Origin of the sequence: Citrobacter sp. Cpo030, from assembly GCF_030333005.1 — a bacterium.
GTDB lineage: Bacteria > Pseudomonadota > Gammaproteobacteria > Enterobacterales > Enterobacteriaceae > Citrobacter > Citrobacter portucalensis.
The window spans coordinates 40,769-54,841 of the sequence record NZ_JAOWGT010000070.1 but is presented as its reverse complement, the minus strand read 5'-3'; the positions used below and the strand labels follow the sequence as shown (position 1 = coordinate 54,841).

General features: G+C 44.5%; 8 protein-coding genes and 1 other RNA gene. 3 read left to right on the top strand and 6 right to left on the bottom strand.

Annotated features, from left to right (window positions below; genetic code table 11):
* Positions 1 to 16: 16 nt before the first annotated feature.
* Positions 17 to 1,128, bottom strand: a protein-coding gene (locus OGY37_RS17100; RefSeq protein ID WP_103848104.1) for an IS3 family transposase whose coding sequence is annotated in 2 segments (ribosomal slippage) — positions 17 to 867 and positions 867 to 1,128 — 1,113 coding nt in all. Because the reading frame shifts where the segments join, the coding sequence is not laid out codon by codon here.
* 566 nt (positions 1,129 to 1,694) lie between these two features.
* On the opposite strand from OGY37_RS17100, the gene OGY37_RS17095 reads away from it, so the two are divergent.
* From OGY37_RS17095 to OGY37_RS17085, 3 genes are read left to right on the top strand one after another with little or no spacing between them, the layout of a single operon-like run.
* Positions 1,695 to 2,819, top strand: coding sequence for a ThiF family adenylyltransferase (locus OGY37_RS17095; protein WP_286621311.1), 1,125 nt, complete (start codon positions 1,695 to 1,697; stop codon positions 2,817 to 2,819).
* A complete protein-coding gene (locus tag OGY37_RS17090) occupies positions 2,812 to 3,894 on the top strand; it encodes a HesA/MoeB/ThiF family protein (RefSeq protein WP_286621309.1) in 1,083 nt (360 codons plus the stop codon). The genes OGY37_RS17095 and OGY37_RS17090 overlap by 8 nt, the downstream gene beginning before the upstream one ends.
* Complete coding sequence (locus tag OGY37_RS17085; RefSeq protein ID WP_286621307.1) at positions 3,887 to 6,013, top strand: ATP-binding cassette domain-containing protein; 2,127 nt, start codon at positions 3,887 to 3,889, stop codon at positions 6,011 to 6,013. The genes OGY37_RS17090 and OGY37_RS17085 overlap by 8 nt, the downstream gene beginning before the upstream one ends.
* A 1,439-nt stretch (positions 6,014 to 7,452) precedes the next feature.
* On the opposite strand, the gene OGY37_RS17080 is transcribed toward OGY37_RS17085, so the two are convergent.
* From OGY37_RS17080 to OGY37_RS17060, 5 genes are all read right to left on the bottom strand, one after another.
* Positions 7,453 to 8,682: a phage integrase central domain-containing protein gene (locus tag OGY37_RS17080; RefSeq protein WP_286621305.1), complete on the bottom strand. Its 1,230-nt coding sequence runs from the start codon at positions 8,680 to 8,682 to the stop codon at positions 7,453 to 7,455.
* A gap of 165 nt (positions 8,683 to 8,847) precedes the next feature.
* Positions 8,848 to 9,211, bottom strand: a transfer-messenger RNA (tmRNA) gene (gene ssrA / locus OGY37_RS17075).
* A 72-nt stretch (positions 9,212 to 9,283) separates the two neighbouring features.
* The gene (locus OGY37_RS17070; protein ID WP_122973896.1) at positions 9,284 to 10,447 is read right to left on the bottom strand and encodes a beta-barrel domain-containing protein; all 1,164 of its coding nucleotides are present in this window, start codon (positions 10,445 to 10,447) and stop codon (positions 9,284 to 9,286) included.
* 7 nt (positions 10,448 to 10,454) lie between these two features.
* Positions 10,455 to 12,641 (bottom strand): type I secretion system permease/ATPase, encoded by a 2,187-nt coding sequence (locus tag OGY37_RS17065; protein WP_286621303.1) that lies wholly within the window; start codon positions 12,639 to 12,641, stop codon positions 10,455 to 10,457.
* Positions 12,638 to 14,047 carry a TolC family outer membrane protein gene (locus OGY37_RS17060; protein WP_063941899.1) on the bottom strand — a complete coding sequence of 470 codons (1,410 nt, stop codon included), beginning with the start codon at positions 14,045 to 14,047 and terminating at the stop codon, positions 12,638 to 12,640. The genes OGY37_RS17065 and OGY37_RS17060 overlap by 4 nt, the downstream gene beginning before the upstream one ends.
* Positions 14,048 to 14,073 lie beyond the last annotated feature (26 nt).

Below are 14,073 nucleotides of genomic sequence, written 5' to 3'. Positions count from 1 at the left end.
TGTAAATAGACCCGTTTTAGTTCCAGGCATTTTTTGAGATCCCGGCCAAATGATTGTGTTGCCGATATTCCTCCGGCGTCATATTGTTCAGTGATTCATGCGGGCGTTCACAGTTATATTCTGACACCCATCTTTCCGTGATTTCCCGCACTTCATTCAGCGTTCTGAACAGATAAAAATCGAGTATTTCTGTACGGTATGTTCGGTTAAAGCGCTCAATAAAAGCGTTCTGCGTCGGCTTACCCGGCTGAATAAATTCCAGTTTTACTGCATGTTGCTCTGCCCATTCAGCCAGTGCAAGTGAGATAAATTCCGGACCATTATCCATGCGTAGCATGACCGGATAGCCGCGATTTGCCGCGATCCTGTCGAGTACACGGACCACGCGCAAAGCTGGCAGATTCAGATCGATTTCAATCGACAATGCCTCACGGTTAAAGTCATCAACGACATTGAACGTGCGAAAACGACGGCCACAGACCAGAGCATCATGCATAAAATCGACAGACCAGCTCTGGTTCAGCGCTTCCGGTGTGGCCAGTGGCGAGGGATTACGCACCGGCAACCGTTGTTTGCCTTTACGGCGAAAATTCAGCTTCAGCAGACAATAAATACGATGGATCCTTTTGTGATTCCACGGGTATCCCTGCCGCCGCAGAACCTGGAAAAGTTTTGGAAAACCGTACCGTGGGTATCGCTCTGCCACTGCCTGTAACGCGACAATAACGGGTTCGTCACGCGTGGTATCCGGACGGTAATGGTAAACCGTTCTGCTCAGGTTCAGACTCCGGCAGGCCTGACGGATACTGAGTCCAAATGTCGTTATCAGATGAGTGACCAGCTCACGCTTAAAGGCTGGTTTTAAAGCTTTTTTTCGATAACGTCTTTCAGCGCCCGGTTCTCAAGGCTCAGGTCGGCAAACATCTGTTTGAGACGTCGATTCTCGTCCTCAAGATCCTTGATCTTTTTAATATCAGAAGCCTCCATGCCGCCGTATCTGGACTTCCAGTTGTAGTAGGTGGCTTCAGAGATACCGGCCTCCCGGCAGACATCTTTAACGGTTCGTCCGGCTTCAACCGATTTAATTACAGCAATGATCTGATGCTCAGTAAAACGGGCTTTACGCATAGCGATCTCCTTTGTTGGCAGAGTGATTATGCCGGAGGGTCTCTAAATGTGAATGGCACGATTATGCGGGATACTTACACTACGATCTGCTTCGCTCAGTGCGTGCTGAGTTCCCTCAAACTGTTTTACTATTCCGAGCATCTATTTAGGACGATCTGGTGATGAGATTTGGCATTGAATTCGCACAAAAAATTACCATTCCCATGAACAGAAGTTTTGTGATTTAATCATCATGACGGGTAAGTTTTTTCTTAAAATTAAGCTATATCAAAGAGAATGCTTAGCTTGCTAATTAATTGACTTGCAAAGGACTTGATATGCAGTGTTTAGATTTAACATTTGAAGTCATCAGCAATACCAACGCTACCGCCAACTATACGGGTGGTTGCTCTGGAGAACGTAGCGACTGTTGTACTCGTGTATGCACACGAGCTGGTAACGACGAGCAAAACTCAACGTCGAATTTAGATGCTTGGGAAAAATACTTGGAGGTTAACGCCGGCGTTCTCCAATATTAATCTAAATTCAAAATCGCCCTTGATGGGCGATTTTATTAGGAATATACAATGGACTCCAAAAAATATAAAATAAAAGAAACTGTAGATATTTTCATATCGAATGAAGATAATACTGATAATGTCAAACTCACATTTCATGTGATGACAACGCGTGATAGATTAGAAATAAAAACCAATAAAAATGTCGCTCGATTTATTGCCAGCCTTGATGGTATAAAAACTATAAATGATATAGTTACTGAGATGGGGTCCCTACGCTCAAAAGATGTCGATAAACTAATTTCTTTTTTACTAAATCAGCATTTTATTTATGATGTAAATAACATTTGCGATATTGAGCCTCGTTTTTCACGACAAATTACATTTTGGGACGATTTTGTCCTTGAACGACCTGGTGTAGACACTCAACATATCTTGGAGAGCAAAAAGGTTGTTTTATTTGGGTGTGGAGCTGTTGGAGCCAAAATTATAGAAATACTTGTCCGCGCGGGTGTTAAAAATATAGTTTTGGTTGATTATAAGTCCCTTTCAAAGTCAAATGCAGCAAGGCATTGTTATTATAACTATAAGAAAATCGGAAAACCAAAGGTAGATGTCCTGTCAGAATTTTTGAGTTGGATCGATAGTAGGGTAATAATAACAAAACATTTTGAAAAATTTATACCTACTACTAATCTATCCTCTATCATTCCTGATGATACAGATCTGATTATTAATACTTGTGATGAGCCTTATATAGGTCATACTTCTTTAAAACTTGGTCGATATGCACAAGCAAGAGCTATTCCGCTGTATGTATCAGGTGGATTTGACGCCCACTTAATGAGTTCAGGAGAATTAATATTCCCTCCACATACACCCTGTATAGACTGTGCCCAAAATACGTTTTCAAAGGCATTAAAAGGATGGAAGCCTGTATATAGCATAGTCAATAATCCTCAACTGGATCTTTCAAAATCTGTCTATGAGAATTATATTCCCGGAGGGCCTGGTGGATTAGCAATGATGAATGGTTTTTCAGCTAACCTAAGTTGCATGAAATTAATTCACTTCCTGTTGGATGACTCAGCATTTTCATATGTAAATAGTCGGTATGAATACCTTCCAAACGAAGGCAAAATGACTAATTTTGAATTGGTAAAACAAAGTGGATGCAAAATCTGTAATGAATAATTTTAGACTGCGACAAAGTATTGGCATCGTCGTAAAGGATGATACTGTAGAGTTTTTTAAATCAAATATTAGAGAAAGTATAAAAATAAAAATCAGCTTTCCAAATATAGTTGAACTCTTAAAGATGTTTGATGGGCAAACTTCTCTTCAAGAAATTGTAGCAAATTATTCAGGAATCGATATTCAACAACTTGAAAAGTTAGCTTTGTTTTTGAATGAAAACAATATAATTATCGTTCAAGATTGCCAATACCCTGCAGAGCTTGTCACTGAACAATATAGAATGATCAATACATTTGAAGACTACTGTCATACCACCAGTGAGGTTTTAGAATGTATAATTAATCTTAAAAAATCAAAAGTAATGATTGTAGGTATTGGAGCAGTCGGTAGTAATGTGGCAACGTATCTTGCTCATTGCAATGTTGGTTCGATAATTTTTGTGGATCACGATAATGTAGATATAAGTAATTTACATCGTCAGTTTTATTTTGAAGATGAAATTAACTCTGATAAAAATTTGGCGTTACTCAACTCTTTGAAAAAGATATCTCCAGATATTAAGATTGACATTATCAATGACGTTATCGATGATGATTTTTTTAAAAGAAATGTTCTGCCCTCTGATATAGATTTGATAATAAACTGCGCTGATGAACCTAATGTGGATTACACCAGTAAAATAATCGCCCTCTTTAGTATGACTCATAATATCCCACATATAGTTGGCGGGGGATATAATCTTCATCAAACCCTTATCGGTCAGACAATTATTCCATTTAAGTCAGCATGCTTTAATTGTTTTAACCTATTTTTAGGAAAAATAAATAGCAAAGACCTTGTCAATGTGAAGAAATTGCATCGGGTAAAACGAAAATTAGGTTCATTTTCACCACTATCAGGTCTGGCTGCAAGCCTTGCAAGCTTGGACGCTATAAAATTACTTACCGGGAAAGTAGAGCACTTGCAACAAGAAAATAAAAGGGTCGAATTTAGTCTTAGAAGTTTATCTTTTAACGTCCAAGATGTTCCACGTGATCCTGAATGTGATTGGTGTAGAGGAAAGTATGAATAAGATTATTTTTGAGGGAATAGCCACCCATAATTTAAAGGAATTAGATGTTACTATACCATTTAATACAATAACCGCTATTTATGGCCGTTCGGGCGCAGGAAAAAGTTCTTTAGCATTTTCATCAATTTATCAATTATGCAAAGATGAGTTTGATGCTGTAGAAAACGGTTATTTGAATGAAAGTGATTATAAAGTTGCAAATTTCAGTGGGTTAATTCCCGCTGTTGCGATACCACAAAGAAACACAAATAATAACCCTCGTTCAACAATATATTCATATCTGAATATAGCTCAAGCTTTGTCATCTTTAAAAGTCAAGAGAAACGTAGTAGTACCTAATTATGATAAATTAAAAATAAACAATTACAAAAATGAATGTCCTTACTGCTTAGGCCTTGGCGAGATAGTTAGTGTGGATGAATCTGAATTAATTAATGAAAAATGTAGGCTAGATCAAAAACCATTTTTATGTTGGCGGACTGGTGAATTATCAGATTATTATCACCAATTACTTATGGTCTATTGTGATAAAAATAATATAAAAGTAGATGATACTTTTGATTCACTATCACTTGAAAAGAAAAACCTAATACTATACGGAGAAAGCGCTGAGAAATTATCTTTTAGATTTAAACACAAAGGAAAAACTAAGCAAAGAAGAGCTTTTTATAAAGGCGTAATGTCTTTTGCTAATTCGAATATAGGACGGAGCCAAAACAATTCAAAGTATAAAAAGGAAGAAAATTGCTCATTTTGTAATGGAAGCAGAATTAACCAAGAAACGGCACAACTTGATGTTTTAGGATTTACATTTGATGATTTTTTACTATCTCCTATATCTGAATTATGTAATACCCTGAAAAAAACTATAGGTGACTCCGTATTAATTAGAGTGTTGTCCTCAATAAGTAATATGGGATTGGGATATTTAAATTTGTCTCGTTCAATTCCCAGTCTTTCTGGGGGGGAAATACAAAAACTTATTTTCAGCAGGCTTTTAACATCTAATACAACAGGTATTCTGATTGTTATTGATGAAATATCATCCCAAATTAACCCCATCGATTTTGAAGATATCTTTAAAAAGCTAAAAAAATTATCAGAAAAAAACACAGTGATTTTAGTAGAGCACTCGCAGTATTTCATAGATCTTGCTGATCAGCAAATCCATGTTGGTAAATACGCAGGTTCTTCTGGTGGGGAAATTTGTGAAAAAGAAAAAATTCAGCCGCAAAGGAACCTAAATCCCAAAAATAATATATCTGATTACTATTACTTTGAAGGGCTTAATAAAAACAACATCATTAATCAAAATATACGTATCCCTAAAGAGTGTGTTACTGTTTTTTCTGGAATCTCTGGATCGGGGAAATCATCTTTAGCTAAAGCTATTTGTAGTCTTACCGATTCGATTTATATAAGCCAAAAATTGTCTTCATATACAGGACGTTCTAGTGTCGCAACTATCACAGATTTGAATAAATTAATTGCAGAATTTTTCTCCGATACAACAAAATTAGATATAGAGTATTTCCTTCCAAACAAACTTGGTGGATGTAAAGTTTGTGAAGGTAAGGGCGTGATAAAATATGAAAGGGGTTTTGAAAAGGATATCTACATATCATGTCATAAATGTGAGGGCAAACTGTTTGACCACAATATAGATGAAGTAATGTCTCAAATTAATGGTATGAATATAATAGATGTATATGATACTGAGTTGAAAGAGTTAAGCTCTTTTTTTAATAACACTAAGATTAATACTATTCTTGAAACTATCCATTGTCTTGGAATATCACATTTGAAACTTAATAGAAAAACGCAGTCCCTGTCAGGTGGCGAAATGCGAAGAATAAAATTATGTGAAATACTATCTAAGTCCAGAAAAACAAACAAAATATTGTTTATTGATGAACCTGTCGCCGGACTTGATTCTGAGACGGCTTCGAAGGTGCTGAATTTTATATATCAAAAATCTAAATTATTCAATGCAATTGTCATTATAGAGCATAGGCCTGAGGCAGATGACTATGCCGACTTTAAAGTACTAATTGGTCCTTTGTCTGGAAAGCAAGGTGGGCGAGTTATAGAACAAAAGATTATTGAGTCAGTTAGATGAATATAATTAACACACTATCTAATTAGTATGTGTAGTTATGATATTAATTTAATGAAATATAAGGGGGTGTTTTTGAAGAGTTAAGAAACGATTTTTAAATTAGTGTTGTTATGTATTTTAATCACATGAGATGAAGGCATCTTGTTAAATTTATATACCCATGATCATCAAAGACGGTTGATTGGCTGCAATTGAGATCATGGGCGGTTACCTTTTTAATTTTTACTGAACGTTATAAAACTGAACTGGAACGTCTGCACAGTTCCTGAGGTGATAAAAGAGTTAATGATTCGAACAAACGGCTTATGTAGGCTGCAGTTCGTCATGATAATTCCAGACTACATCTTCACAACATGACCATAGATAACCACATTTATAATCACTAAATTTAGGAAATGACGCAAGTTCGATGGTCGGCTCTCCTTGTCACTGACAAATTAGACTGAAGAGCGTAGTGTGATTCTGGTAATTATCAAACCAGACAAGTCCGTATTGGATAAGATTACCGAAGGTTTTAAACGAATGTACCGGATACAGCTATCATATATTTAACTGTTCAGAACGCTGTAAGAAGAACGGAAAATTGAAGTGGACTCATTAACGGATTGCAATAATAATTATCTTGTTCAATTCTTCGATAATATTAATCTGGAACTGTGTTCAATGATATCTTGAAATGAACCTCCCTTTACCTCTAACCGGATGGATAGAATTAAATTAAGAGAATCTACAATTCAATGTTCGATTTTGACTATTAGTTTGCTTACGTGTAAAAACTTACGGAACGCCTTGGTATATAAACTTAAATTTATCTTATGCAAAATGATTGATAAAAATGAGATCTACAATTTAAGCAATAGTTTTCCATATAAAATATATAGTTGCGATTGTCTAATCTGTTATAGTAAATGTTGCAGACATTGAAGGAGAAAGACCAGGTTTTTCTTTTCTAACCGAAGGGAAGAAAAGCAAGGGGAAACCGGAGAAGCAAGTGCAGCGGCTTCGCAGAGTTAGCCCTTGCTTTAGTTAAAAGATGACAAAAATACTGTACTAGATGTTTTACAAAATGCAAAAGGTAGCTTTGTTTCTGTTGACCTTAAATGCTTCTATTGCAGCGCAGGTGAAGCTCTGGATTTATTGCTTCGCTTATACAAGCGAAGCATTTTTAATGCAGTTCTTTCAAGCTTCACTTGTACTGATTTTAAATAATTCTATTTAGAAAGGGTGAGGGGATCATTTTTTTCTCAGGGTGTATTTTTAATCTATTATTTTGAATTAAACCATTACCTCCTGTTGACAATCTTTTAAAATACATTATGAATAGTGTGTGTCATGCAGAATGGTTTATGAAATTTATCCTGTACTGTGTACAGTTTTCTAATTGCCCCATGTTATGGGGATATTGGAAAGGCTACTTTTTTGAGTAGCCTTTCGTCCATTTAGGCTGCGAAAGTTTTAAGTTGTTGTGACTGAATATAATTACTCCACCATTGCATAAGTTTTTCTCTTTCTGCAATATATTCCGCACGATTATATGCTGCAATGATTTCGTCCTTTTTAGAGTGGGCAAGTGCTGCTTCGAGCACCTCGGTCCTGAATTTTCCTGATTCTTCTGCTGCAGTTCTTGCTATAGACCGCATTCCATGTGCTACAAGCTCACCACCAAAACCCATACGAATAATTGCTGCATTAGCTGTTTGTTCATGCATATGATTGAGTGGGGCTTTTATGCTGGGAAACACCCATTCGCGATGTCCACTGATAGACTCCATTGTATTGAGTATTCGAATAGCTCCTTTGCTTAATGGAACTTTATGAGGCTTTTTCATTTTCATGAACTCAGCTGGAATGTTCCACATATGATTGTCCATATCTATATCAGACCATCTTGCACGTACTGCTTCGCCTGGACGAACCCATGTGAGAAGCTGCCATTCAATCAATAATCGTGTTTCTAAACTGACAGAAGCATTGTTTAAGGCAACTAAGAAGCGGGGGAGCTCGGAAGGGGGTAATGCTGGCATATTCTGTTTTTTAGGCTTACTGAACCGTTGCCCCAGATTGTCAGCCGGATTGAACTCGATAAGTTCCTCAGTGGCTGCCCAACGGAAAATTTCATTTAATCGAGAAATGACTCGACGCAAGGTTTCTAGAATCCCTCGTTGCTCAATAGGATCAAGATGTTGTTTTAAGAGTTTAGGTCGGATCTCATTGATAGGAACATTACCTAGACCTGGAAAAATATTCCTCTCCAGGCTTCTCCAGATGTCTTCTGCATGGTCTTTTGAGATGCCTGAAGTCTTGACCTTCTCATCTAACCATTTTCTTGCTACGGCTTGTAGGGTGTGTTCAGTCGCACTCTTTAATGCATTTGCTTTATCGTTGATATGGACCTGAGGGTCAATGCTATTGGCTAGCAGGGAGAGATACTCATCCCGTAAAGCTCTGGCTCTTGCAAGGGGGAGGTGAGGATAGGTTCCTAAGCACACTTTAGTTCGCTTTTTGGTCACTGGCACAGCATACCTGAAGTACCAATTTTTCCTTCCTCCACTTGAGAGGGGAGCGATTCGTAGCATCAGACCATCGCCGTCAAACAGGTTGGTTTCTTTGTCTGAAGGTTTGGTGCTTTTGATTTCAGTATCTGTGAGTTTTTTTGCGAGTTTTGCCATTTTGGGACCCTCGATTTTTGGACCCTTTGTGTTGGGTCCCATTCAGGGTGCCATAACTTGTGGTTCCCAGCAATTCTCACTAGACGTTAATGGACATAAAAAAGCCCGCAGAGCTTGTGCTATGTGGGCTTAGTAGACTTTACTGAACTTCAGTATATCAATGTTTGGTGGAGCTGGCGGGAGTTGAACCCGCGTCCGAAATTCCTACATCCTCGGTACTACATGCTTAGTCAGTCTTTACATTCGCCTGGCACCTGCGGACAGACACGCCACTACCAGACTAGCCTGATTAGTTTTAACGCTTCAACCCCAGGCAGGGCCTCCACGCGATCTCTTTTGGGTTTGACCTCTCTTTGATCCCCGTCTTAAGAGCGGAAGCTAGGGAGAGAGGGCTCAGAGCAGGTTATTAAGCTGCTAAAGCGTAGTTTTCGTCGTTTGCGACTATTTTTTTGCGGCTTTTTACGAGGCCAACCGCCCCTCGGCATGCACCTTGGGTTTCGCGAATCCCGTCGAATCCAGAATCAGCCCCAATGTGTTAGAGCAAGTATAACAGACTTGTGACACGCGTGACCAGCCCCCGCAACCCCTAATCCTCAAGGATTTAGCGCTCGCGCAGCGCTTCTTTTGCGCGATTAAACGGTTTGATTAAATAGTCGACGATGGTTTTTTCACCTGTTTTTATATCCACTGTGGCAATCATGCCCGGTACGATGGAGAAATGGCGTCCCAGTTTGTTCTGTAAGAAGTCCTGATGCGTGCGGATAAACACGCGGTAATAGAAGATTTCCGGTTTCACTTTGTCCTGAATGGTGTCCGGAGAGATGGTTTCGACTACGCCTTCCAGGCCGCCGTAAATGGCGTAGTCATAGGCGGTAATCTTCACCAGCGCCCGTTGTCCAGGATGGATGAACGCGATATCACGCGGCGACAAGCGGGTTTCTATCAGCAGATGATCGTCCAGCGGCACAATCTCCATCATCTCGCCGTTGGGCGGGATAACGCCGCCGATGGTGGTGACCTGGATGTTTTTCACAATACCGCGCATCGGCGCGCGTACGGTCAGGCGGGTGACGGAATCCTCGCGTCCTTTTAAAATCGCCGCCAGCATGTCCACTTCGGCGTTAGCTTTTGACAGCGCTTCCCGCGCCTGCACGAAATATTGCGAGCGCAGGTCGGTGATTTTTAATCCCAGATCGCTTTTTTGTCGTTGCAGGCGCAGCACTTCTACGTGGCTGGCGGCACCGCTTTTCTCCAGCCGTTGGGTGATGGCCAGTTCTTTATTTACTGAGACCAGGGCATCTTGCAGTTCCGCCATTGAATCCGCAAGCTGCGCGCGACGGCTTTTATACAGGCGAGTTTCGGAGGCGATGAGATCCGGCCAGGCGCGCAGTGAATCGGGAAAGACCAGCGGCAGATCGTTAACTTCGGCATTAAGCCTTGCGCTGGAAGCCAGTGAGGCGCGATAACGGGCGGCGCTCTCCCCAACGTTGGACTCAGAACGGGTAGGGTCGAGGCGCGCCACAATTTGATTGGCCTGCACTTTATCTCCCTCGCGTATCGTAAGCTCAGCGAGAATGCCGCCATCCAGCGACTGCAAGACTTGCTCTCGCGAGCTGGGGATCACTTTCCCGCTGCCGGTTGAGACTTCATCCAGCTTGCCGAAATATGCCCAGATACCCAGGACGGCAAACAGCAGCGTGCTGAGCAGAATAATGCGGCTGGCCCCGGAAAAACGGTGCTCGCGGCGGATATCGAGGTCGTCCATGGCGGCATCATGCGGATTGGTTTTCATTTTTCCACTCCCGACCGTGAGTTGGGGCGGGTGCCCGACTCGCATTTAATGCCTGCGCTTTCGGGGCATCCATAACCAGTTGGCCTTCTTTTAATACCACCACGCGTTCGACCAGCTCCAGAACCGGTACGCGATGGGTGGCGACAATCAATGTGCGGTTACCCAACCACTGGTTGAGGCGCTGAATAAACTCCCGTTCGGTATGTTCATCCAGCGAGGCGCTGGGTTCGTCGAGCAGCACGATATTGGGCGATCGCAGCAGCATTCTTGCCAGCAGGATCGACTGCCGTTGCCCACCGGACAAACCGTTGCCGCCCTCCATAATGGGATGCGCCAGCCCTTTGGCGAGCTGTTTAACGAAAGCCGCCGCGCCGCTGACCTCCAGCGCTTCGAAGATCTGCGCGTCGCTGGCATGCGGTGCGCCGAGGGTCAGGTTCTCGCGTAGGGTGCCGAAAAACAGCCGAGCATTCTGGCTAAGAAAACCGATGTTGCGGCGTAAATCAGCCATATCGATCTGCGCCAGACTCAGGTTGTCGAGCCGGACATCGCCCTGGATAATCTCCACTCCGCCCGCCATGGCCTGCAGCAGGGTTGATTTCCCGGCACCGTTACGCCCGAGGATCGCCACCCGTTCGCCGGGCATGACCTCCAGGCGCGAGATGCGCAGCGGAACGCGCTGGTCGTCGCTGTGGTAGCGAAAGTGTGCGTTCTCAAACAGATAATGACCGTGAAAAATTTCCTGATGCACCCGGTCTTCGTCGTACTGCGTTTCGGTGGGGAGCTGCATGATGCTGTCTAACCCCATCTTCGCCGCCTTGACCTGTTGCCAGCGGGCCAGCACGCCGCACAGATTAGCCATTGGGGCAATCATTCTGGAACCGAGCATCGAGGCGGCCACCACGGCCCCGGTGGTCATCGTGCCTTCAATGACCATCGGCGCACCAAACATAATGATGGCGGCGTAGACCAGACTTTGTACCGACATGCCCCAGCCAATCAGCCCCTGAGTCAGCCTGCGCGTGCGCAGCCCGGACTCTCCGGTAATGCGGATGTAGCTGTTCCACTGCTGTAAAAAGCGGTTTTCAGCCTGCATCAGCTTGATGTCTTCCAGCCCTTGGACGCTTTCGACCAACACTGCGTTGCGCAGGGTGGATTCATGGGCAGCCTGGTTGGCGAGCACCGCCAGCTTCTTCTGTAACAGCAAACCGGGCAGGATCATCAGCAGGGCCGCGACGGGCGCTATCCATGCCAGCGGCGGGGCGATAAAAGCCAGCACCACGATAAACAAAAAGAAAAACGGCAGATCGACAATGGTCGACATGGTCGAGGAGGTGATCATCTCGCGAACCTGTTCCAGCTCGCGCAGTTGAGAAATGAAGCTCCCCGTCGAGCGGGGGACGGCGCTGTTACGCAGGCGCAATGCATGGCTGAATACGCGATCGGAAATGCGCATATCGGCGCGTTTGCCGAGCAGGTCCATTATGTGGGTACGCGCTTCGCGCAGCAAAAAGCCAAACAGCACCGCCACCAGAACGCCAGTGGAGAGAACATACAGCGTTGGATAAGACTGAGCGGGGATCACCCGGTCATACACCTGCATAGAAAAGATAATCCCGGCGAGCGACAGAACGTTAATCAGAAAGGCGGCAATCATGACCGGCAGGTAAGGGCGGATGTCCTTTAACACCAGTTCGCGCATCCAGTCGGGCTTGAAGCGCGAAATATAGCGGTCTACCCGACTGTCCTTCAGCGCCGACAGCGGGCGCAGCGCGGTAATACTCACGATCTCCGGCAGAAGTTCTGCAATCGTTAACCGGTTACGCTGGCCCCCTTCGGCGATGATGAAAACATCTAACGTATCTTCGCCGTTGAAATGCTCTATCACCATTAGCTGGCCGTCGCGCAGTTCCGCCACCACCGGCAGATGCCACTGACCGAACGCCTGCGTGGCGGTATCCAGCGCATGAAATGACAGGCCCGCCTGACGCGCCAGTTGCGACAGGGCCGTTGCCCGGCTTTTTCCCGCAAACCACGGGGCGTTGGCCTGGATTGCGCCGGGAGAACAGGCCACGCGATAGTGATTGGCAATATGCGTCATCGCCAGCGCCCACTGGCTAAGAGCGTGTTCACTAATCGCATCTTCTGCATGTGAATCGAGGTCGCTCATAGCTTGATCTCCACCGATTGAATGCTGCGATTATTTAAGGCGAACGCCTGGCGAAGCGAGCCAGTGTTATAGAGGCAGTTCAGCTGGAGCTGGCGCAGCTGGTTTTGAGTCTGGAGTTCGGCAAAACGGGCCTGATACACCTCTTGCTCGGCGTTAAGCACGTCGAGCAGCGGGCGCGAACCGAGGTCCAGATACTGCTGTTGATAAAGCTCGCGCGTTTGTTCACTCAGTCGCTGCTGGCGGCGCAGAATCTGCAGGGCGGTGGCGAGGCTCATTGCCTGGCTGCGGGACTCGAGTAATTTTTGCCGTACTTCGAGTCGGGTGCGCTGGATGGAGTATTGCGCAGACTCTACCGCATGGCTGGCGGCGTTGCGCCTGGCGGTGAGTCCACCCCCCTGATACAGCGGCATCTCAACTTTTACCCACGTGGAGTACTGGGTTTTGTCGAGTACCTCATGGCTGGGGTATTTGTCGTTGAGATAATGCTGAACCGACGGTTCCAAAGAGATGGTGGGCGTCATCTGCGCGTTGGCGTAATCGAGATTTGCCTGTGCCACATTCGCTTGTGCCCAGGCCGCCAGAACCGCGGGAACCAGTTTATCTTCCGGTTTGACCACATCGCAGCTGCTGTCCAGTTTGGCCGGGAATTCGTTGCTGATGCCGTTAAGTGAGTTCCAGCCGAGGTAACTCATCAATGTGGCCTTACTGCTGTCGAGATTGGCCTGATACTGCGCCAGCTGAGAACGTGCAGACTCGATACGCGCATCGGTTTGCACCACGTCGGACAGCGAGGTTGCCCCTTCATCATTGCGTTGTCGGGTCAGTCGACCAATGTCGTTTAAGGCGGTGAGCTGTTCTTCGGCGGCATCCACCATTTGTTGCCACGTCTGCACCTGGACTATCGCGTTGGCGGTTGCGTGGGCGATGGTATCAATACTGAGTAACACATTCGCCTGCTGTTGTGCGGCTCCGGCGGTCTCGGCGCGGACCTGGCTTGCGACTTTACCGAAGTCGTACAGCATTTGTGACACCGAAATAACCAGCGCCGGGCTAAAGCCGTGGTCGGTATAGGTATTGCTGTAACCGTTATTCATTCCGGCAGAAACCTGCGGGTAATATTTCGATTTCGCCACGTCTATCTGCTCGTTTTGTGAGAGCAGTTTGCCGATCGATTCACGAATAGAAGGATGCCAGCTCACGGCACGACTTACCGCGTCGTTGAGCATCAGGTTGCCGGGGGCGGCAGCGCTCAGCGGCAGATCGGCAACCGCGCCGTCCAGCGAGGGAAGCATCTGGCTGGTGGCCAGTCCTTCCGGCGTAATAATTTGCGGTTCATCTTCGGCATTCACCCGCAGGGTACAGAGCGTTAATGCCAGAAGTAATGCAACAGGCGCGACATTTTTCATAGTTTATCCCTTACAAAATACGGCAG

Coding starts and splice junctions, on each gene's coding strand:
- OGY37_RS17080 (WP_286621305.1), bottom strand. CDS start 8,682: ATGGCAAAACTCGCAAAAAAACTCACAGATACTGAAATCAAAAGCACC.
- OGY37_RS17085 (WP_286621307.1), top strand. CDS start 3,887: ATGAATAAGATTATTTTTGAGGGAATAGCCACCCATAATTTAAAGGAA.
- OGY37_RS17065 (WP_286621303.1), bottom strand. CDS start 12,641: ATGAGCGACCTCGATTCACATGCAGAAGATGCGATTAGTGAACACGCT.
- OGY37_RS17090 (WP_286621309.1), top strand. CDS start 2,812: ATGAATAATTTTAGACTGCGACAAAGTATTGGCATCGTCGTAAAGGAT.
- OGY37_RS17060 (WP_063941899.1), bottom strand. CDS start 14,047: ATGAAAAATGTCGCGCCTGTTGCATTACTTCTGGCATTAACGCTCTGT.
- OGY37_RS17095 (WP_286621311.1), top strand. CDS start 1,695: ATGGACTCCAAAAAATATAAAATAAAAGAAACTGTAGATATTTTCATA.
- OGY37_RS17070 (WP_122973896.1), bottom strand. CDS start 10,447: ATGGACGACCTCGATATCCGCCGCGAGCACCGTTTTTCCGGGGCCAGC.